This window comes from Knoellia sp. Soil729, from assembly GCF_001427985.1.
Lineage (GTDB): Bacteria > Actinomycetota > Actinomycetes > Actinomycetales > Dermatophilaceae > Knoellia.
The window spans coordinates 355,814-374,664 of record NZ_LMSA01000001.1 but is presented as its reverse complement, the minus strand read 5'-3'; the positions used below and the strand labels follow the sequence as shown (position 1 = coordinate 374,664).

General features: G+C 69.7%; 20 protein-coding genes. 17 read left to right on the top strand and 3 right to left on the bottom strand.

What is annotated here, in order from left to right; translation table 11 throughout:
• Positions 1 to 69: 69 nt before the first annotated feature.
• The 9 genes from ASG74_RS01795 (at position 70) to ASG74_RS01755 (ending at position 8,423) form a co-directional block, all read left to right on the top strand.
• Positions 70 to 2,295: a DEAD/DEAH box helicase gene (locus ASG74_RS01795; RefSeq protein ID WP_056138365.1), complete on the top strand. Its 2,226-nt coding sequence runs from the start codon at positions 70 to 72 to the stop codon at positions 2,293 to 2,295.
• Positions 2,285 to 2,845, top strand: coding sequence for a YqgE/AlgH family protein (locus tag ASG74_RS01790; RefSeq protein ID WP_056139535.1), 561 nt, complete (start codon positions 2,285 to 2,287; stop codon positions 2,843 to 2,845). Before ASG74_RS01795 ends, ASG74_RS01790 begins: the two co-directional genes overlap by 11 nt.
• Before the next feature lie 19 nt (positions 2,846 to 2,864).
• Positions 2,865 to 3,176, top strand: a complete 312-nt coding sequence (locus tag ASG74_RS01785; RefSeq protein ID WP_056138363.1) for a DUF3039 domain-containing protein — start codon at positions 2,865 to 2,867, stop codon at positions 3,174 to 3,176.
• 137 nt (positions 3,177 to 3,313) lie between these two features.
• Positions 3,314 to 4,288, top strand: coding sequence for a zinc metalloprotease (locus tag ASG74_RS01780; protein WP_056138361.1), 975 nt, complete (start codon positions 3,314 to 3,316; stop codon positions 4,286 to 4,288).
• Positions 4,289 to 4,395: 107 nt separating this feature from the next.
• Positions 4,396 to 6,156: a DEAD/DEAH box helicase gene (locus ASG74_RS01775; RefSeq protein ID WP_056138360.1), complete on the top strand. Its 1,761-nt coding sequence runs from the start codon at positions 4,396 to 4,398 to the stop codon at positions 6,154 to 6,156.
• Positions 6,157 to 6,264: 108 nt separating this feature from the next.
• Positions 6,265 to 6,867, top strand: coding sequence for a hypothetical protein (locus tag ASG74_RS01770; protein ID WP_056138358.1), 603 nt, complete (start codon positions 6,265 to 6,267; stop codon positions 6,865 to 6,867).
• Entirely contained in the window at positions 6,864 to 7,592 is a 729-nt protein-coding gene (locus tag ASG74_RS01765; RefSeq protein WP_056138356.1) for a hypothetical protein, read from the top strand. Before ASG74_RS01770 ends, ASG74_RS01765 begins: the two co-directional genes overlap by 4 nt.
• On the top strand, positions 7,589 to 8,134 hold the full coding sequence (locus ASG74_RS01760; RefSeq protein ID WP_056138353.1) for a hypothetical protein: 546 nt from the start codon (positions 7,589 to 7,591) through the stop codon (positions 8,132 to 8,134). The genes ASG74_RS01765 and ASG74_RS01760 overlap by 4 nt, the downstream gene beginning before the upstream one ends.
• 4 nt (positions 8,135 to 8,138) lie before the next feature.
• Entirely contained in the window at positions 8,139 to 8,423 is a 285-nt protein-coding gene (locus ASG74_RS01755; RefSeq protein WP_056138347.1) for a hypothetical protein, read from the top strand.
• A gap of 17 nt (positions 8,424 to 8,440) precedes the next feature.
• Here ASG74_RS01755 and ASG74_RS01750 read toward each other — a convergent pair whose 3' ends face one another.
• Positions 8,441 to 8,935, bottom strand: coding sequence for an Lrp/AsnC family transcriptional regulator (locus tag ASG74_RS01750; RefSeq protein WP_056138345.1), 495 nt, complete (start codon positions 8,933 to 8,935; stop codon positions 8,441 to 8,443).
• A gap of 107 nt (positions 8,936 to 9,042) precedes the next feature.
• Here ASG74_RS01750 and hppD point away from each other — a divergent pair, with 107 nt between their 5' ends.
• The 7 genes from hppD to ASG74_RS01715 all read left to right on the top strand — a co-directional run bounded on the left by hppD (position 9,043) and on the right by ASG74_RS01715 (position 15,352).
• On the top strand, positions 9,043 to 10,311 hold the full coding sequence (gene hppD / locus ASG74_RS01745) for a 4-hydroxyphenylpyruvate dioxygenase (protein WP_082569454.1): 1,269 nt from the start codon (positions 9,043 to 9,045) through the stop codon (positions 10,309 to 10,311).
• A 156-nt stretch (positions 10,312 to 10,467) separates the two neighbouring features.
• Complete coding sequence (locus ASG74_RS01740) at positions 10,468 to 10,671, top strand: DUF4177 domain-containing protein (protein ID WP_056138343.1); 204 nt, start codon at positions 10,468 to 10,470, stop codon at positions 10,669 to 10,671.
• Between the two features lie 319 nt (positions 10,672 to 10,990).
• Entirely contained in the window at positions 10,991 to 12,007 is a 1,017-nt protein-coding gene (locus ASG74_RS01735) for a hypothetical protein (RefSeq protein ID WP_056138341.1), read from the top strand.
• A gap of 313 nt (positions 12,008 to 12,320) precedes the next feature.
• Positions 12,321 to 12,845, top strand: a complete 525-nt coding sequence (locus ASG74_RS01730) for a hypothetical protein (protein WP_056138338.1) — start codon at positions 12,321 to 12,323, stop codon at positions 12,843 to 12,845.
• A gap of 67 nt (positions 12,846 to 12,912) precedes the next feature.
• Positions 12,913 to 13,584, top strand: coding sequence for an ATP-binding cassette domain-containing protein (locus tag ASG74_RS01725; protein WP_056138334.1), 672 nt, complete (start codon positions 12,913 to 12,915; stop codon positions 13,582 to 13,584).
• A complete protein-coding gene (locus ASG74_RS01720) occupies positions 13,562 to 14,494 on the top strand; it encodes a hypothetical protein (RefSeq protein ID WP_056138331.1) in 933 nt (310 codons plus the stop codon). Before ASG74_RS01725 ends, ASG74_RS01720 begins: the two co-directional genes overlap by 23 nt.
• Positions 14,495 to 14,566: 72 nt before the next feature.
• On the top strand, positions 14,567 to 15,352 hold the full coding sequence (locus ASG74_RS01715) for an RDD family protein (RefSeq protein ID WP_162252782.1): 786 nt from the start codon (positions 14,567 to 14,569) through the stop codon (positions 15,350 to 15,352).
• Here the strand turns inward: ASG74_RS01715 and fahA are convergent.
• Together fahA and ASG74_RS01705 are read right to left on the bottom strand one after the other, a co-directional pair.
• A complete protein-coding gene (gene fahA, locus ASG74_RS01710) occupies positions 15,349 to 16,578 on the bottom strand; it encodes a fumarylacetoacetase (protein WP_056138325.1) in 1,230 nt (409 codons plus the stop codon). The genes ASG74_RS01715 and fahA overlap by 4 nt on opposite strands.
• The gene (locus tag ASG74_RS01705) at positions 16,575 to 17,450 is read right to left on the bottom strand and encodes a hypothetical protein (protein ID WP_056138323.1); all 876 of its coding nucleotides are present in this window, start codon (positions 17,448 to 17,450) and stop codon (positions 16,575 to 16,577) included. Before ASG74_RS01705 ends, fahA begins: the two co-directional genes overlap by 4 nt.
• An 84-nt stretch (positions 17,451 to 17,534) precedes the next feature.
• On the opposite strand from ASG74_RS01705, the gene ASG74_RS01700 reads away from it, so the two are divergent.
• Positions 17,535 to 18,785, top strand: a complete 1,251-nt coding sequence (locus ASG74_RS01700) for a homogentisate 1,2-dioxygenase (RefSeq protein WP_056138321.1) — start codon at positions 17,535 to 17,537, stop codon at positions 18,783 to 18,785.
• Positions 18,786 to 18,851: the final 66 nt, after the last annotated feature.

The following is an 18,851-nucleotide window of genomic DNA, read 5'->3' as shown; positions in this document are numbered from 1 at the left end:
CGTTGACACAGAAGTCGCGTGGAGGGCCGTAGACGCCCACCACCATCGACTCGGATCGAGTGATTCATCATGCCCAAGAAGCCCTCCGCCGGCGCCAAGAAGCCGCGCTGGACCTCCTCCCAGAAGGCCGCCAAGGCCCAGGGAGCCAAGAAGAGCCATCACCGCGGCCAGCCCGACGGCCCCTCCCGCACCAAGGCGCCTCGCTCGGAGCGCAGCCCGCGCTGGGACCGCGAGGCCCCGTCGGACCGCAGCGCGCGCCCCGAGCGCAGCGAGCGCCCGGATCGACGCGACAGCCGCGACGCGCGCGTGACCAGCGACCGCGGTGGCTACCAGCGCCGCGACGACCGTGGCTCCTCTGCGCCTCGCCGTGACGACCGCGCCGGTGCGCGCGGCGGCTACCAGGGACGTGACGACCGTAGCGAGAGCCGCGGCGGGTACCAAGGACGTGACCAGCGCAGCGACTCGCGCGGTGACAGCCGTGGTGAGCGTCCGGCATACGGCCAGCGTCGTGACGACCGCAGCGACAGCCGTGGCGGCTACCAGGGACGTGACCAGCGCAGCGACTCGCGCGGCGACAGCCGGGGTGAGCGTCCGGCATACGGCCAGCGTCGTGACGACCGCAGCGAGAGCCGTGGCTACCAGGGACGTGACACTCGAGGTGAGCGTCCGGCCCATGGCCAGCGTCGCGATGACCGCGGCAGCCGCCCGGCCTACGGGGAGCGTCGCGAGGGTCGCCCGCCCTTCCGTCGTGACAGCGACACCCCGGCGCGTCGCGTGGCCGATCCGGTGCGTCGCGACCGCCACGAGGGCCGTCACTTCGACGAGCACCGCCACGACCTCGAGCAGCCCCGCACCTTCGAGGAGGCAGAGGCCGAGCGTGCCCAGGCCGACACCTGGGTGAAGTACGAGTCCAAGAAGGGCACCGGACCCGCGACGGTGACCGAGGACAACGGTTTTGCCAGGCTCGGTGTCGACCCCCGCCTCGTCGAGCGGCTGGCACGCGACGGCATCACGACCCCGTTCCCCATCCAGGATGCGACGATCCCGGACGCGCTCGCGGGTCGTGACGTCCTCGGCCGCGGCCAGACCGGTTCCGGCAAGACCCTCGCCTTCGGCCTCCCGACGATCACCCGCCTCGTCGACGGCACGAAGCCCGCGAGCAAGCGCCCGCGCTCGCTCATCATGGTGCCCACGCGTGAGCTCGCCATGCAGGTGAGCGACGCCCTCGAGCCGCTCGTGCACGTGACCGGCCTGCGCCACAAGCTCGTCGCCGGTGGCCTGTCCTACGAGCCGCAGGTCAAGGCGCTCGCCAAGGGCATCGACATCCTCGTCGCCACCCCGGGTCGCCTCGCCGACCTCATCGAGCGCGGCGCCGTCGAGCTCGACGACGTGCAGGTCGCGATCCTCGACGAGGCCGACCACATGGCCGACATGGGCTTCCTGCCCGAGGTCACCGCCATCCTCGACAAGGTGCCGGCCGGAGGTCAGCGGCTGCTCTTCTCGGCGACCCTCGACAAGGGCATCGACACCTTGGTCGACCGCTACCTCACCGACCCGGTGACGCACTCGACCGAGGACGTGACCGCCAGCGTCACGACGATGAGCCACCACATCATGCTCATCGACCCCAACAACAAGAAGCAGCTCACGGCCGAGCTCGCCGCCCGAGACGGACGCACGGTGGTCTTCGTGCGCACCCAGCTCGGTGCCGACCGCATCGCCCGCGAGCTGCGCGAGAAGGGCGTCCTCGCGGCCGCCATCCACGGCGGCCTGTCGCAGAACCTGCGCAACCGGGCGCTCGGTGCCTTCCGCGACGGCTCGCTGCCGGTGCTCGTGGCGACCGACGTGGCCGCCCGCGGCATCCACGTCGACGACATCGGCCTGGTCCTGCAGGCCGACCCTCCCGCCGACCACAAGGACTACCTGCACCGTGCCGGCCGCACGGCTCGCGCCGGCGAGAAGGGGACGGTCGTGACCTTCGCGCTGCCGCACCAGAAGCGGACCATGGAGCGCCTGGCCGAGGCCGCCGGTCTCGACGTCGCGCCGATCCGCGTGCGCCCCGGTGACGAGCACGTCGCGGCAGCCGGTGGACGCACCCCGTCGATGGTGCCGGTCGCCGACGAGGTCTGGAAGCCGTTGCTCGAGGCGAAGCAGCCCCAGCGCGGTCATCGTCCGGGCGGGCCGCCGCGTCGCTTCCAGGGCGCCTCGCGCGGCCACCAGGGGAGTTCGGGAGGACGTCAGGGTGGCGAGCGCCGCGGGCCCGGTGGCCGTGCAGAATGGAAGCGTGACCGCTGACCGCACGACGGGCCGCCTGCTCGTCTCCACCCCCCAGCTCGACGACGGGGTGTTCCACCGCAGCGTGATCCTCATGCTCCAGCACGACGTCAGCGGCGCCCAGGGGGTCGTCCTCAACAAACCCCTGGGCGCCGACGTCGACTCCGTCCTGCCGGGGTGGGGCGAGCACATCGCCCAGCCGCAGACGCTCTTCCAGGGCGGACCCGTCCAGCTCGACTCGGCGCTCGGCCTCGTCACCGTCCCGGGTGAGGATGCCCTGCCGCCGGGGAGCCAGCGGCTCTTCGGGTCGGTGGCGATCGTCGACCTCGACACGCCGCCGCTGCTCGTCATGCCGGAGGTCGGCGGGCTCCGGATCTTTGCCGGGTATGCCGGGTGGTCCGCCGGGCAGCTCGAGCACGAGCTCCAGCGTGGCTCCTGGATGGTCGTGGACTCCCTGGCCGACGACCTGCTCACCGACGACCCCGAGCACCTGTGGCAGCGCGTGCTCCGACGCCAGAGCAGCGAGCTCGCCTTCGTCGCGTACTTCCCGTCGGACCCAGAGCTCAACTGACCCGACGTACTCTGGTCGGGTGAGCGATCCGCAGAGCCCCCTCAGTGACCCCGGCGCCCCCCAGCAGCAGCCCTCCGGTCCCTCGACCCAGACGGCCGTCCTCGAACGCGAGGAGACGCTGCCCCAGGTCCAGGAGCCGGGTGACCACGAGCGCTTCGCGCACTACGTGCGCAAGGAGAAGATCCTCGAGTCCGCGCTCTCCGGAGAGCCGGTGACGGCCCTGTGCGGCAAGGTGTGGATCCCCGGGCGCGACCCCAAGCGGTTCCCGGTGTGCCCGGAGTGCAAGGAGATCTACGAAGGCTTCCGCGCACCCCAGGACGGCGGCGAGTGAGAGGTCGGGCAGCCTGACCCGCTTTGCCAAACCTTGACCGACTTCAGGACCGTTTCTGGTATCAGCGCGGGCGGTGGCGTCGCTAGGTTCGGTTCCCTCGAACCCCACCCGGGTTCGTGCACCGAAAGGGACACCACATGTCTGTTCGCCCAGTGCGTTCCGCGGCAGTTCTCGCGGCCTCGATCCTCTCCGCTGCAAGTCTTGGTCTCGGCGTCACGAGCGCGTCGGCCATCCCGACCGCCGGCCTCAACGGCGTCCGGGCCGAGTGCGCCACCGATGCCGCCTCCGGCTCGGCCGTGGCCGGTCGCAGCTCCCACGCTCGCGACCCGCACGACGTCTCGACGGCCCAGGCCAAGGCGATGGAGGCCCAGCTCACCAAGGCGCTCGCCGCCAAGGGCTACACGCGCAACGCGGCCGGTGAGGCGAGGAAGCCCGGCGGCGGTGGTGGCGGTTCCTTCGCTCCGGCGACCATCGACGTCTACTGGCACACCATCACCGACGGCACCAGGGGTGCGCTGAGCGCCAGCGAGATCAACGGCCAGATCAGCGTCCTCAACAGCGCCTACTCCGGCACCGGCTTCAGCTTCGCACTCAGGGGGACGACGACGACCAACAACGCGTCCTGGTACAACGGGCTCGACCACGGCACCACCCAGGAGCGCGCGATGAAGACCGCCCTGCACCAGGGTGACAACTCGGACCTCAACATCTACACCGCCGACCTCGGCAGCAACCTGCTCGGCTGGGCGACCTTCCCCAAGAAGCAGGCTGACGTCATGGACGGGGTCGTCATCCTCGACGAGAGCCTGCCCGGTGGCACCGCCTCTCCCTACAACCAGGGCGACACGGCGACGCACGAGATCGGCCACTGGCTGAACCTCTACCACACGTTCCAGGGCGGCTGCTCGGACACGGCCGGTGACTACGTGCGTGACACGCCCGCCGAGGCGAGCCCGGCCTCGGGGTGCCCGACCGGACGTGACACCTGCACGCTCCCGGGCCTGGACCCGATCCGCAACTTCATGGACTACACGACCGACGCGTGCATGGACCACTTCTCCTCCGGTCAGCTCGCGCGCATGCAGAGTGGCTGGATCGCCTACCGCGGCTGACCCGTCACCGCGGCCCCTGAGCAGGGCCAGCACCTCACCGAGGGCCCGTCCGGGAGGCGGGCCCTCGGCATGTCGCCACCACGATCTCGTCTACCCTTGCGGAGCCGATGAGTACCTCTGCTGCCAGCCACCTAAGTCCCGCCTTCCCGGAGCGGGCGGCGTGGGGTACCGCAGCGAAGCTGCGCGCCTGGCAGCAGGAGGCCCTGACGGCATACCTCGAGGCGGATGCCAAGGACTTCCTGGCCGTGGCCACCCCCGGCGCCGGGAAGACGACCTACGCCCTGCGCATCGCGGCCGAGCTGCTCGAGAGCAGGGAGGTCCGGGCGATCACGGTCATCGCGCCCACCGAGCACCTCAAGACCCAGTGGTCGGAGGCTGCCGCTCGCGTGGGCATCCAGCTCGACCCCAAGTTCTCGAACTCCACCGCCGTCCACTCGCACGAGTACGACGGAGTGGCGCTGACCTACGCCCAGGTCGCCGCCCGGCCCGACCTGCACCAGCGCAGGACCGAGGCGACCCCGACCTTCGTCATCCTCGACGAGATCCACCACGGCGGAGACGCCCGCAGCTGGGGGGACGCCATCCGCGTGGCGTTCACCCCGGCCGTGCGCCGGCTCTCGCTGACCGGGACGCCCTTCCGCTCGGACTCCAACCCCATCCCGTTCGTGCGTTACGAGATGGACGAGGCCGGGATCGTGCGCTCCGCCGCCGACTACACCTACGGGTATGCCGCCGCGTTGCGTGACGCTGTCGTGCGTCCCGTGCTGTTCCTCGCCTACGGCGGCGCGATGCGCTGGCGCACCAAGGCCGGCGACGAGATCGCCGCCCGCCTGGGTGAGCCGCTGACCAAGGACCAGACGGCCCAGGCCTGGCGCACGGCTCTCGACCCCAAGGGGGAGTGGGTCCCGTCGGTCCTGGCCGCGGCCGACAAGCGCCTCACGGAGGTCCGGCGGCACGTACCCGACGCCGGGGGACTCGTCATCGCGACGAACCAGACGACGGCGCGCGCCTACGCCAGGATCCTGCACTCGCTCACGGGCGAGAAGACGACCGTCGTGCTCTCAGACGACGCCGGGTCGAGCGCGCGGATCGAGGAGTTCTCGGCGGGAGACGCCCGCTGGATGGTCGCCGTCCGCATGGTCTCCGAGGGGGTCGACGTGCCCCGGCTCTGCGTCGGCGTCTATGCCACGTCGACGTCCACACCGTTGTTCTTCGCCCAGGCCGTCGGCCGCTTCGTGCGGGCACGCAAGCGTGGCGAGACGGCCTCGGTCTTCCTGCCCTCGGTGCCCACGATCCTCGAGCACGCCGCGTCGATGGAGCTCGAGCGCGACCACGCCCTCAACCGCAAGAGCGACCCCGAGGCAGAAGCCTCCATGTGGGCCGAGGAGGAGGGCCTCATCGCGGCGGCGAACCGCACCGACCGGACGATGGGCCTCGAGGAGGAGAGCTTCGAGGCGCTCGAGTCCGACGCCCACTTCGACCACGTCCTCTTCGACGCGCAGCAGTTCGGCCTGCATGCGGACGTCGGCTCGGACGAGGAGCAGGACTACCTCGGCCTGCCGGGCCTCCTCGAGCCCGACCAGGTGTCGGTGCTCCTCCACGAACGCCAGGCCAAGCAGTCGAGTGCCACGGGTCGCAAGCCCCGCGCGTCCGAGGCGCCGATCTCCGCCCACCGGGCGCTGGCTGCGCAGCGCAAGGAACTCAACAAGCTCGTGGCGGCCTATGCCAAGAAGACCGGGGCGCCGCACGCCAACGTGCACATGGAGCTGCGCAGGGCGTGTGGCGGGCCGGAGCTCGCGGCCGCGTCCTCCGAGCAGGTGGCGGTGCGCATCGACAAGGTGCGCAACTGGTTCGTCGGGCGTCGCTAGTGCGACGCCGGTGAGGTGGGGAGTGCTCCCCATCGCCCGGGGGCAGGGAGTTCTTTAGAGTTCGGGACACACGCACACGTTCTGATCGCACGCGGGGAGGGACCAGCAGTGACGGAGATCGAGGTCGACTACGCGGGGATGCGCAGTCTCCGGGCCGCGGCGGCCCTCAACGCCGGCTACCTGGAGGCTGCCCACTCCTTCGTCACCGGCCACTGTGACGACGCCGCTGCGTTCACCGGGTTCCTCGGGGTCTTCAAGGCGCAGTACGAGGAGGCCTACGACACGGCGGAGCAGAGTCTGGCCAAGGGGCACTCGAGCGCCACGGCGATCGCCACGACCATCGACAACAACCGCAGGCGCTACCGCCAGGACGACATCGCGGCCTCCACCCGTCTCAAGGGCATCACCGTCGAGGTGGAGCTGCCCCAGATCCCGGGAATGACACCGGGGACCGACCCCCTCGTCACCACAACGGACAAGAACCTCGCCAGTGGCTCCGGTCTCGCGGAGGACCTCGACGAAGGCATCCGTGAGCTGGAGAGGGAGGATGGCGTCGGGCCAAGGCACCGTGGTGGGGGACGGGGCAACCCGCTGCCGATCATCTCGGTCCTCGGGGAGGGTGAGTCGGTGGCACAGACGATCCAGGACGGCCAGGGGGCGGTCGAGGACCAGCACGACTACGAGCACTTCGAGAACAAGGGGCTTCGATGACCGCCATCACCCTGCAGGACCCCAAGGACCTGCTCGTGCCCGCGTCGGGCGGAGACGCCTACGGCGCCATGATCGAGTCCGCCAAGGGCAACTGCGGCATCATCCTCCAGGCCATCGACTGGGCCGCCCAGAAGCTGCTGCACTTCTCCCCGATCGAGGCCCTCATGTCCCCGATCGCGGGCGACTTCAACGGCGTCGACCGCCTCAGGTCGAACTGGCACAACGTGGGGCTGGCCCTGACCGCGGCGGGCAACAACTACGACACCATCGCGGGCGCGGTGGGCGACGCCTGGCAGGCGCCGGCAGCCGAGCGCGCCCAGTCGAGGATGGCCCAGCACGCTGCCGCCCACCGCCGGCAGGGCACCGCCTGTGGGTTGATGAGCCGGCAGCTCGGCAACATGCTCAAGGCCACCGAGCAGGTCGTGAACGCGGCGTGCGGTCTCCTGGGGCTCGTCGAGGAGTGGGTGCTGACGATGAGCCTGGCCAAGCTCGCCAAGGAGATCTTCACTGGTGGCGCCGGGGTGCGGCGAGCCATCCGGCTCATCAACCAGGCCATCGACCTCATCAAGGAGCTGACCAGGCTGCTGCCGGCCCTGTCCGCGGCGGCTGCGGCGGTCGCCACGGCGCTCTCGGCCCTCAACGTCATCCTCAGCTTCGCCGCGTCGGCCGACAGCTCGTCGGCCGGCAACCACGTCGACGAGACGGCGGAGGCAGGGTTCCGGTGAGCGACGCACGCTGGGCCGAGGAGAGCACCGTCTTCGAGGCGGAGGCCGCGCTGCGCCGGCAGGAGGACGACATCCACGACCTCCTGGCCAAGGTGGGTGAGGCCAACGACCTGATGGCGCGTGCGCGCGCCGAGCTCGATGCCGAGGCCGAGGACTCACGCGCCGACCGGGAGCAGGAGGAGAAGGAGGCGCGGACGGGCGCGCTGGGACCCGATCGACGTGAGCTGCAACGCCGGCTGGACCGTGAGGAGACGTCGTGGGCCGACGTGCTGACCGGCCGGGACGAGCACTCGAGTGCGCAGGCCTACCGCGAGCAGGTCGGGAGATGGCTGCGGAGCATCGTCGAGCAGGAGAGCGAGAACGACCCGGAGCTGCGCGAGGGGCTCGAACACATGGCGCGCCACTCCCGGCCGGGTGACCCGGAGACGAGGATTCCGGACTGGCCGACTCCCGAGCCGTCGAGCGACGGCAGGCGGGCGCCGGAGCAGGAGGCTCCTCGCCACGACCCACCCCGGCCGCCGGCCTCGTTCGGGACGTGGTGATCCGGTGAACATCCTCGAAGCCAAGATCACCGTCAACCAGATCGCCCTCGTGGTGATCGCGGTCCTCATCGCCGGCGCCTTCACCTTCGGTGCCTTCACGACGGGGACGTGGGCGTGGCTCGTCGCCATCCCCATGAACGTCGTCGGAGCCCTCCTCGTGGTGGTCGGCGGCCTGCGGCGCAGGGCCACCGGCGGTTCCCGCGGCATGGCGGTCTCCGTGCTCGGGGGGCTGCTCATCGTCGGGTCCATCTGGGCGGCCTTCGTGCTCGGCAACGCCTTCCCTGCGTGACGTCGTTCGGACGTGGGTCAGGAGTCGGACCCTCGCCGGGCTGACGCCTCGACGAGAGGACCCGTGCGGTGGTCGAGGTGGGTCACCAGGCACATCGACGTGTTGGCCCGCAGGACGTGCACGTCGTCGATGATCTCGTCGATGACGCGGCCCAGGTCGGCGTTGTCGCGGGCGACGACCCGCACGATGAGGTCACCGATGCCCGTCGTCGAGTGGATCTCCAGCACCTCGGGGATGGCGGCCAGGTGCGCCACCACCGGTTCGTGACCCTGGCGCTGACGGATCTCGAGCGTGCAGAACGCCGTCACGGGATAGCCCAGCGCGACGGGGTCGACCTGTGGCCCCATCGACGAGATGATGCCGCGGCCCTGCAGCCGGTCGAGCCTGGCCTGGACCGTCCCTCGCGCCACTCCGAGGCTGCGCGAAGCGCCGAGCACGCCCACCGTCGGGTTCTCGGTGAAGAGCGCGATGAGGCGGGCGTCCAGGGCGTCGATGCCGTCGGGTCGGATCATGGGCACAGTGTCGGCCCCGTACCCACGAAAAGGCAACACGGTGCGCAGTCTGTGCAGCGCGGCGGCATACCGTTGCACATCCTGCGTGGGTCAGACACCCTGCAACCATGACTGACACGACATTGAAGGACCAGGCCTCGCACGCCCTGCCGGAGGCGAACGGCAACCCGATCGACCTCACCGACCAGGAGCGCGCGGCCGACCTCAACATCCAGGAGCTCAAGCGACTCGTCGGGCTCGTGGAGTACGACGAGAGCAAGGACCCGTTCCCCGTCACCGGCTGGGACGCCATCGTGTTCGTCGTCGGCAACGCGACCCAGGCAGCGCAGTACTACCAGTCCACCTGGGGCATGGAGCTCGTCGGCTACTCCGGCCCCGAGAACGGCAACCGCGACCACAAGGCGTTCGTCCTCAAGTCGGGCTCGATCCGCTTCGTGCTCAAGGGTGCGGTCAGCCCGGACAGCCCGCTCATCGCCCACCACGCCAAGCACGGTGACGGTGTCGTCGACATCTCGCTCGAGGTCCCCGACGTCGACAAGTGCATCGCGCAGGCCAGGGCCGCCGGCGCCCGCGTCGTCCAGGAGCCCGAGACGGTGTCCGACGAGTTCGGTTCGGTGCGCATCGGCGCCATCGCGACCTACGGCGAGACGCGCCACACCCTCGTGCAGCGTTCCGTGGACGGCCAGACCTACGCGGGTCCGTACCTCCCGGGCTACGTCGTCAAGGAGACGACCTACACCAAGCGCGAGGGTGCGCCCAAGCGCCTCTTCCAGGCCCTGGACCACATCGTCGGCAACGTCGAGCTCGGGAAGATGGAGGAGTGGGTCACCTTCTACAACCGCGTCATGGGCTTCGTGAACATGGCCGAGTTCATCGGTGACGACATCGCCACCGACTACTCGGCCCTCATGTCCAAGGTCGTGGCCAACGGCAACCACCGGGTGAAGTTCCCCCTCAACGAACCGGCCATCGCCAAGAAGCGCAGCCAGATCGACGAGTACCTCGACTTCTACCAGGGCCCCGGTGCCCAGCACCTCGCCGTCGCGACCAACGACATCCTGGGCAGCGTCGACTGGCTGCGCAACGAGGGTGTGGAGTTCCTCGACACCCCGGACGCCTACTACGACGACCCGGAGATGCGCGCCCGCATCGGCGAGGTCCGCGTGCCGATCGAGGAGCTCAAGAAGCGCAAGATCCTCGTCGACCGTGACGAGGACGGCTACCTGCTGCAGATCTTCACCAAGCCGCTCGGCGACCGCCCGACGGTCTTCTTCGAGATCATCGAGCGCCACGGCTCCCTCGGCTTCGGCAAGGGCAACTTCAAGGCCCTCTTCGAGTCCATCGAGCGCGAGCAGGACAAGCGCGGCAACCTCTGACCCCACCCCACCCGCCCCACCTTTCCCGCCTGAAGTGGGTTGCGCCCTCTTCGCTTGACGTCCGCCATCAAGCGAAGAGGGCGTTCGTCAAGCGAAGTCGCCCGTCGTCAAGCGAAGTCGCCCGTCGTCAAGCGAAGTCGACCGTAGGGTTGGGGCATGGGATACGAGTACAAGGTCGTGCAGATCCGTGAAGGCATGATCGGCGGCAAGATGTCCGCCGACAAGCTCGAGTCGGTCCTCAACGAGTGGGCGTCCAAGGGCTGGCAGCTCAAGCAGATCACCTCGGTCGAGGTGAAGGGGCGCATCGGCCCCGGCGGTGTCGAGGGCGTCCTCGTGACGTTCGAGCGGGCGCTGGGCTGACCACGAGAGCGAGGTTTCCCGCGTGTAGCCAAGGCCGCAAGCGGACACTGCCCCTTGCGGACACCCGAATCGTGATGCGCGGCGGCCCGGTGGGTGTGAGGCTCAGCGGGTAACCGCACGACTCGCAGAACACAGGGGACCCACACATGGACATCTACTCGCTGCTCACGTTCACGACCGCCTGGGAGCGGCTCGGCCTGCCCCCGCTGCAGGGCGTCGTCGACGTCATCCAGACGTGGTGCGTGGTCTGCTGGTGACACGCGCCGCCGACAGGTGAGGGTGTCGCGCGCCCCGGCGGCTTCGGCGATAGCGTGAGCCCATGGGGTGGTCGTCCGACAGTGAGGTCGTCAACGGTGACGTGCGTGACGAAGCGCTGATGGCGGTGCTCGAGGCCCTCCTGGAGCACCCGCAGCGGGACGTCGCGACGCTGTCCGGCCTGACCGACCTCGACGAGAAGGTGGTGACCGCCCGGCTCGAGGACCTCGAGTCCTTGGGGGTGGTCAAGCCCGAACCGGGCGCCGGCTGGTCGTTGATCCACCCCCGGTCGGCCCTCAACGGACTCCTCGCCGACCGGGAGCGTCGTCTCGCCGTCCACATGGACGAGCTGGCCGAGACCCGACAGCTCGTGGACCGCCTCTCCGACGTGTTCGCCAACGGTGGCCGGCACATCGACGCCCCGGGGGTCGTCACCCTGTACCGCCGCGACGAGGTCATGGAGCGGCTCTCCGAGCTGGGCCGAGAAGTCAAGAACGAGGTCTGCTCCTTCGTCACCGTGCAGGCGCCCGCGCACGCAGCGGCCGAGGGACGCCGCCTGGACGGACTGCTGCTCGCTCGCGGAGTGACGTTGCGCATGGTCTGCCTCGAGGCCTTCTACCGCGATGCCACCGAGGCCCGCCACCTCCTGTTGTCGGCCGACCTCGGGATCAAGGTCCGAACTCGTCCGACGTTGCCCACCCGCATGCTGCTGTTCGACCGGAGCGTCGCGGTGCTGCCCCTGGATCCAGAGGTGTCCGCCGAAGGCGCCACGTTCATTGACCACGGCACCATCGTCCATCTGCTGCACAGCCTGTTCGAGCTGCACTGGAAGGACTCCGACCCCATCACCGCAACGGCGCCGAGCCACCCAGCCGAGGGGCCGCGGCCGATGGAGCTCGCTGTCCTGAACCTGCTGGCGCTGGGACACAAGGACGAGGCCATCGCTCGCTCGACAGGCCAGTCCACGCGCACCATCCGCCGGCTCGTGGCGGGTCTCGCCGTCACTCTCAACGCACGCAGCAGGTTCGACCTCGCGCTGCGAGCCTCCGCACGCGGATGGATCGACAGCCCCTTCGACTAGCTCAAGCAGCTCTCCCCTCCGCGACCAGGCGGTTTCTCAGCGGCGGCATGGGCGGTGGGCAGGAGTGCGGTCTGGCCCACTGCGGACATGGCCCGACCCGGACAGGCCTTTGGCCTGTCACCGCGCAGCCCCCGCTCGCTAGCGTCCTGATCACTGCCCGGTCACCAAGAAAAGTGCCCGGACCAGAGGCACTGGTCCGGGCCGGACTTCGGCAGTTGGGATGCAGAAGATCCTCGACGAGCGTAGCTCCTGGACCCCGTTGAGGACAGGTGATCGGGACCGTCTCGATCACCGCGATCGAAGGGAACAGAACATGCGCAAGGCCGCAGTACTCCTCCTCAGTGTCGGAGCGCTCGTCGCTCCGATGCAGGCCGCCAGTGCCGACACGCTGTCGCCCGCCCAGCTCGAGGCCCGCACGGACCTCTCGGCAAGCCAGCAGGCCGCGATCGACAGCTTCGTGGCGGGCAGCACCGTGTCGGCCGGGGCCGTGAAGCCCTCGAGCAACGCCGTAGCACTGACGACGGCCAGCCGTCGGGCGAGCTACTACCGGGGCTCCTTCCTCATGTGGACCCGCGACAACGTCGACTTCGGGTTCGACTGGACCCGGGTGAACTGGACGAGCCCCTACCAGCAGTCCGGCTCCGTCTTCCCGAACGTGGCGCGCAACAAGGGCATCTCGAAGTACTACGACACGGTGCGAAACGACCGGTTCCGTGCGGCCAACACCATCGGGGCCGGGGTGGTGACGCCGTGGGGTGACGTCACGGTCTACACCTCCGACTTCATCCACCGCCTCTCGGTGAACCACGACGGCGCCTGGTCGGCCTGGTCCGACTGATCCGCCCACCTGCCTGGAGGGCTCACACGAGCCCTCCAGGCACCCGCACAACAGAAAGCTGCCTGTCATGACCCTCGACGTCGTCGGCCTCACGAAGAGCTACGGGAGCACCCCGGTCCTCAACGACCTGAGCGCCTCCTTCGAACCCCACGCTGTCCACTTCGTCATGGGCGAGAACGGCGCGGGCAAGAGCACCCTCCTGCGCTGCATCATGGGCATCGAGCGACACCTCGGGCAGGTGACGTGGGAGGGCCGGCGCATCGCACCCGAGAGCAGGACCCTCACGCCGGTCTTCGACACCGCCCCCGCCTACCTTCGCCTGACCGGCCGTCAGAACCTGTCAGTGCTCTGCCCGGAAAGCGTGGACGGCTCGATCCAGTACCTCAGCGAGGCAAAGCTCGGGTCCAGGGTCTCGACGTACTCGCACGGCGAACGGATGCGTCTCACGCTGACGATGGCACTGAACTCGACCTCTCCCGTCCTCCTCCTCGACGAGCCGACGAACGGGCTCGACCGGACCTCGATGGTGCGCCTCCAGGAAGACCTCCAGGCCCTGAAGAAGGAGCGAACCATCGTCCTCACGGGCCACAACCTCGAGTTCTACTCCGGCCTCGTCGACACCGTCAGCATTCTGCGCGAGGGCGGGCTCGAACGCGTGGCCCAACCGCCTTGTCCCACACCGAAGGAGAGCTCCCTTGTTGACCTCTACGACTCGCGTGCGACGCGAACTCCGCTCTGAGCTGCTGCTCTTCGTCCACACCCGCCAGGCGCTGGCGGCCCTCTTCGTCCTGACCGTGGGTGTGGTCCTCTCCTACGTCGGCTCGAGGAGCCACGCGGTGGCGGCTGTCCGTGGCTTCGAGGAGCAGGTCGCCCGCTTCGCCCACCAGGGCATCACCTTGGAGGCCGCGCTCGCGGCCCCAGTTGCCGTCACCACCTCCGGGGGGTCCCAGACGATCGACAACCCGTTGAAGTACGACTTCCTGCAGTTGTCCGCCGCCGTGCGCGCCGTCGAGCCGGCGAGCATGGCCGCGACCGCGCTCGACTTCGTGACGTTCCTCGTCGTGCCCCTGCTGTTCCTCTTCCTCGGCACGCGCATCGCCCTGGTGGACCGTGTCGCTGGAACGGTCGGTTTCCGCGCCACCCGCCAGAGTTGGTCGACCATCGTCCTGGCCAAGAGCCTGGTGCTCGCGGTGGCAGCCGCGGCGGCGGCCCTGGCCACGGCCGGTCTCGGGTTCCTCGTCGGTGGTGCAGGTCAGCTCTTCGCGGGTGAGGTGCGTGACCAGGTCGCCTACCCCCTGGTGCTTCCCGAGAGCCGTGCGTTGTGGGCGAAGATCGCCCTGACCGCGATGGTGGGCCTGGGGTTCGGGCTGGTGGGATACCTCATGGGTGCGCTCACGGGATCCTCCTCCTGGCCGCTCGTCCTGGCCGCGCTCGCCCTGTTCATGGCGCCGTTCGTCGTGGCCTGGGACCCGCGCAACGTCATGGCTGTCTTCGGTAGTCGCATCTACGACTTCTGGGGCCAGTTCGAGCTACGGCCACCACTCCCGATCACGGTGGCAGACGCCGGACTCCTTGTGGGGCTCTATGCGGCCGTGGTCCTCGCCGGTGTGCTGCTCAGTGCCCGGCGGATCCCGTCGATGAGGAGCTGAGCCGGCTGGACGCATGGGAGCCTCCCGCCGGCGATGCGGGCGTGGGGTGCTCCGTGTGACATCCTGCGGGTCATGAGCACCCCCAGCAGCCCCGGGTGGTACGAGAACCCCGACAACCCCGAAGAGCTGCGCTACTTCGACGGCATCCTCTGGACCGCCAACACGACGCCGCTGCGCAAGCGGGCCCACCAGGGACCCGTCGCGCCGCAACCGACGGCTCCGGGTGAACGGCCGGCCGGGTGGGGGCCGCAGCCACACCAGCAGACGGGTCCGCTGGCGCAGACCCTGCGGCCCGGGCAGTCGACGCTCCCCGGCCAGCCGGTGCTCGCGTCCTATGGGCTGCGCGTCGTCGCCTACATCCTCGACATGTTGGTGGTCGGTGCCGTCTCGCTGCTCCTCGGTGGCTGGTTCCTCTGGAAGGCCCTCGAGCCGGTCCTGGAGCAGTTCGACACCGCGTTGAACACCGGGGACGTCGAGGCCATGAGCCAGGCGATCACCCAGGCAAGCCTGGGCTACCTTGCCGCCTTCATCGCCCTGCAGCTCGTGCTCTTCATGATCTACCACGTGTTCTGCCTGGTCCGGTGGGGCGCCACCCCCGGCAAGATGGCCGTCGGCATCAGCGTGCGACGCGTCGACCGTGCGGGTGTGCTCGACATGGACACCGCCCTGCGACGGGCCGGTTTCCAGGCCGCCGTGCAGGCCTTGGGCAACCTGCCGTACGCGTCCCTCATCGGCTCCGTCGCCCTGGTCATCGACCTCGTCTGGCCCATTGCGGACGACCGGAACCAGGCGCTCCACGACAAGGTCGCCAGGACGATCGTCATCAAGGGGCGCGCCGAGCGCCGGACCACGCCCTAGCGAGCGGGGCGGATCGTCCCGACGCACTCGCCGAGCGAGATGGTCGTCCCGTCGGGGCCGGGCGCAGTCGCGCGCAGCACCACGGTGTCGCCGTCCTCGAGGAACGTGCGCTCGCTTCCGTCGTCGAGCGTGACCGGCTCCTGGCCGCTCCACGACAGCTCGAGGAACGAGCCACGCTGCTCCTTCTCGGCGCCGGAGATCGTGCCCGACCCGAAGAGGTCGCCGTTGCGCAGGGTCGCGCCGTTGACCGTCATGTGCGCGAGCATCTGCGCGGGTGACCAGTACAGCGAGGAGTAGGGCGGTCGTGAGACGACCGTGCCGTTCCACTCGACCTCGTAGGTGATGTCGAGCCCGTATGCCGTGCCCGCACCGTCATCGGTCGCCTCACCCTGCAGGTAGGGCAGGGGAGTGGGATTGGTCTGGCCGGGCAGCGGCACCCGGGCGGAGCGCAGGGCCTCGGTCGTCACGACCCAGGGGGAGATCGTCGTGGTGAAGGACTTGCCGAGGAACGGCCCGAGGGGGACGTACTCCCAGGCCTGGATGTCGCGCGCGCTCCAGTCGTTGAGCAGCACGACCCCGAAGAGGTGGTCATCGGCAGCTGCCACCGAGACCGGCGAACCCAGCTGCGTCGCTCCACCGACGATGAAGCCCAGCTCGGCCTCGATGTCGAGCCGGACGCTGGGCCCGAAGACGGGCTCGGACTCGGTCGGGGGCTTGCGCTGGCCGCTGGGACGCACGACGTCCGTGCCCGAGACGACGACGGTGCCGGCGCGGCCGTGATAGCCGATGGGCAGGTGCTTCCAGTTGGGGGTGAGCGGCTCGGAGTCGGGGCGGAAGATTCTGCCGACGTTGGTGGCGTGCTGCTCGCTCGCATAGAAGTCGACATAGTCGGCGACCTCGATGGGCAGGTGCATCGTCACGTCGGCCGCGGCGAGCAGGTAGGGCTCGACGCAGTCGCGCATGGCCGGGTTGGTCAGGGCCTCGACCAGCCACTCGCGCGCTGACGTCCACGCAGGACGGCCCAGGCCCAGGAAGGCGTTGAGCGACGGCTGCTGCCACACGGCATACGACTCCATCCCTGCCTTCTCGGCGCACGCGCCGAGGTCGAGGACGTGGTCCCCGATGCGGGTGCCGACGCGGGGCTCGGACCCCGGGGTGGAGAAGACGCCGTAGGGAAGGTTGGTGATGCCGAAGGGGTGGTCGGCAGGCAGGTCGAGCCAGGTCATGAAGGGGTCTCCTCAGTGGGGCGGCGGTCGAGGTCGAGGATGCCGAGGTCGTCGAGCTCACCGATGGGGTCGGTGACCTCACAACATCCGTATGCCGTGAAGAAGCTGCGCAGCCGGGCCGCGTCCGTCTCGTCGAGGTCGCACACGGTGTCCACCAGCATCCGCGAGTCGCGGTGTGCCAGAAGCGCTTCGACGGCAGGCAGCGCTCCGTCGTTGGAGGCCGAGCGCACCGCGAGAAGCACGTTGAGAAGTCCGTGCTGCGGCTCGCCGTGGTGCTCGGCGCGGACGGCGTGGTGCAGGCCGCCGGTGAGCTTGAACGGGACACCCAGCCGGGCGCAGTCGTGGATGAACGCCGCCAGCTCCCCCTCGTCGGGCCACTGCCAGGACGGGGTGGCGCCGGTGCGGAACTTCGCCTGGACGACGTGACCGGCCTCGTCGGTGCCGGCCCGGATGTCCTCCAGGGCCCGGTCCCGGTCCTTGCCCCGCGGGACCTCCAGCGTGAGCGGAAGCTGTCCGACCGGCACGTCGCGCCACCCCGGGAACCAGCCGAGCTCGGCACCCACTGCCGTTGCCTCATCCACGTCTGCGAGGCGCTTCACTGCGGCCACCACCACTGACGGGTCGACTCCAGGGCGCGCGATGAGTGCCACCCGCAGCGGCTCACCGCTGTCGTCGCTGCCCCCGCGAGCCTCGGCCACGAGGGCCTCCACGCCGGAAGCGGGCACGAGCAGCGGACCGACCAGGCCGGCATACGCCGCTGTCCGGTGACCACGGTGGCGGGCCACCGCGATGTCGAGGGGCGCCTTGCCGGGAGGGAAGACGGCGGCATCGTCGATGAGCCCTGCGAGCAGGGCGGGAGGCGCCGTTGACATGCCTGACACGCTACTAGTCTGGGGGAAGCAGCAGATTGGCACAGGGTTGAGACCCGTTCCGGACCACAGTGAGGTGGAGAGCAAGTGGCGCACTACCAGTCGATGGGCAGCATCCCGCCCAAGCGGCACACGCAGCACCGGCGACCGGCCGGTCGGGGCAAGACCGGCGAGCTCTACTACGAGGAGCTCATGGGCGAGGAGGGGTTCTCGTCGGACTCCTCGCTGCTCTACCACCGGGGTATCCCGTCGACCATCGTCGACGCACGCGTGTGGGACATCGGCGACCTGTCCACGACGCCCAACCACCCGCTCAGGCCCCTGCACCTGCAGCCGCATGCGCTCTTCGACAAGGGCAAAACGGTCAAGGACACCGACGTCGTCACGGGGCGGCGCCTGCTGCTCGGCAACGGTGACGTGCGCATCTCGTATGCCGTCGCCGGCGCCACGAGCCCGTGGTACCGCAACGCCATCGGCGACGAGTGCGTCTACATCGAGCGGGGCGCGGCCAGGGTCGAGACCGTCTTCGGCGCGTTCGAGGTCGCTCAGGGCGACTACCTCATCATCCCGAGGGCGACGACGCACCGCTGGATCCCGGTCGCCTCGCGCAAGGAGCCGCTGCGGGCTTATGTCATCGAGGGCAACAGCCACATCGCCCCGCCGAGGCGCTACCTGAGCAAGTACGGCCAGCTGCTCGAGCACGCCCCCTACTGCGAGCGCGACCTGCGGGTGCCCCAGGGACCGCTGCTCGCCGAGGACGTGGGTGCCAAGCAGGGCGACGAGACCGAGGTCTACATCAAGCATCGCGGCTCGGGGCCGGCGGCGTCCGGCGGGATCGTCGGCACGATCCACACCCTGCCCTTCCACCCGCTCGACGTCGTCGGCTGGGACGGCTGCCTCTACCCCTACGTCTTCAACGTGCGCGACTACGAACCGATCACCGGCCGGGTGCACCAGCCGCCGCCGGTGCACCAGGTCTTCGAGGGCACCAACTTCGTCGTCTGCAACTTCGTGCCCCGCAAGGTCGACTACCACCCGCTGTCCATCCCGGTGCCCTACTACCACTCCAACGTGGACTCCGACGAGGTCATGTTCTATGTGGAGGGCGACTACGAGGCCCGCAAGGGCTCGGGCATCGGACAGGGCTCGATCTCGCTGCACCCGGGCGGCCATGCCCACGGCCCCCAGCCGGGCGCGGCGGAGGCGTCGATCGGCGCGGAGTACTTCGACGAGCTCGCCGTCATGGTCGACACCTTCCGTCCGCTGGACCTCGGTGAGGGCGGGCTGGCGTGCGACGACGGCAAGTACCACCTCTCCTGGAGCGGTAAGCGGCGCTGACAAGCACGACTGATTGCCCGTTGGGTCGGTGCGGAAATACTGCCCAAACGGGCAATCAGTGGTTCT

What these genes read in the sequence shown, in the direction of transcription:
- ASG74_RS01795 (WP_056138365.1), top strand. Translation starts at nt 70, where the DNA reads ATGCCCAAGAAGCCCTCCGCCGGCGCCAAGAAGCCGCGCTGGACCTCC.
- ASG74_RS01780 (WP_056138361.1), top strand. Translation starts at nt 3,314, where the DNA reads ATGTCTGTTCGCCCAGTGCGTTCCGCGGCAGTTCTCGCGGCCTCGATC.
- ASG74_RS01775 (WP_056138360.1), top strand. Translation starts at nt 4,396, where the DNA reads ATGAGTACCTCTGCTGCCAGCCACCTAAGTCCCGCCTTCCCGGAGCGG.
- ASG74_RS01765 (WP_056138356.1), top strand. Translation starts at nt 6,864, where the DNA reads ATGACCGCCATCACCCTGCAGGACCCCAAGGACCTGCTCGTGCCCGCG.
- ASG74_RS01750 (WP_056138345.1), bottom strand. Translation starts at nt 8,935, where the DNA reads ATGATCCGACCCGACGGCATCGACGCCCTGGACGCCCGCCTCATCGCG.
- hppD (WP_082569454.1), top strand. Translation starts at nt 9,043, where the DNA reads ATGACTGACACGACATTGAAGGACCAGGCCTCGCACGCCCTGCCGGAG.
- ASG74_RS01740 (WP_056138343.1), top strand. Translation starts at nt 10,468, where the DNA reads ATGGGATACGAGTACAAGGTCGTGCAGATCCGTGAAGGCATGATCGGC.
- ASG74_RS01735 (WP_056138341.1), top strand. Translation starts at nt 10,991, where the DNA reads ATGGGGTGGTCGTCCGACAGTGAGGTCGTCAACGGTGACGTGCGTGAC.
- ASG74_RS01730 (WP_056138338.1), top strand. Translation starts at nt 12,321, where the DNA reads ATGCGCAAGGCCGCAGTACTCCTCCTCAGTGTCGGAGCGCTCGTCGCT.
- ASG74_RS01725 (WP_056138334.1), top strand. Translation starts at nt 12,913, where the DNA reads ATGACCCTCGACGTCGTCGGCCTCACGAAGAGCTACGGGAGCACCCCG.
- ASG74_RS01715 (WP_162252782.1), top strand. Translation starts at nt 14,567, where the DNA reads ATGAGCACCCCCAGCAGCCCCGGGTGGTACGAGAACCCCGACAACCCC.
- fahA (WP_056138325.1), bottom strand. Translation starts at nt 16,578, where the DNA reads ATGACCTGGCTCGACCTGCCTGCCGACCACCCCTTCGGCATCACCAAC.
- ASG74_RS01705 (WP_056138323.1), bottom strand. Translation starts at nt 17,450, where the DNA reads ATGTCAACGGCGCCTCCCGCCCTGCTCGCAGGGCTCATCGACGATGCC.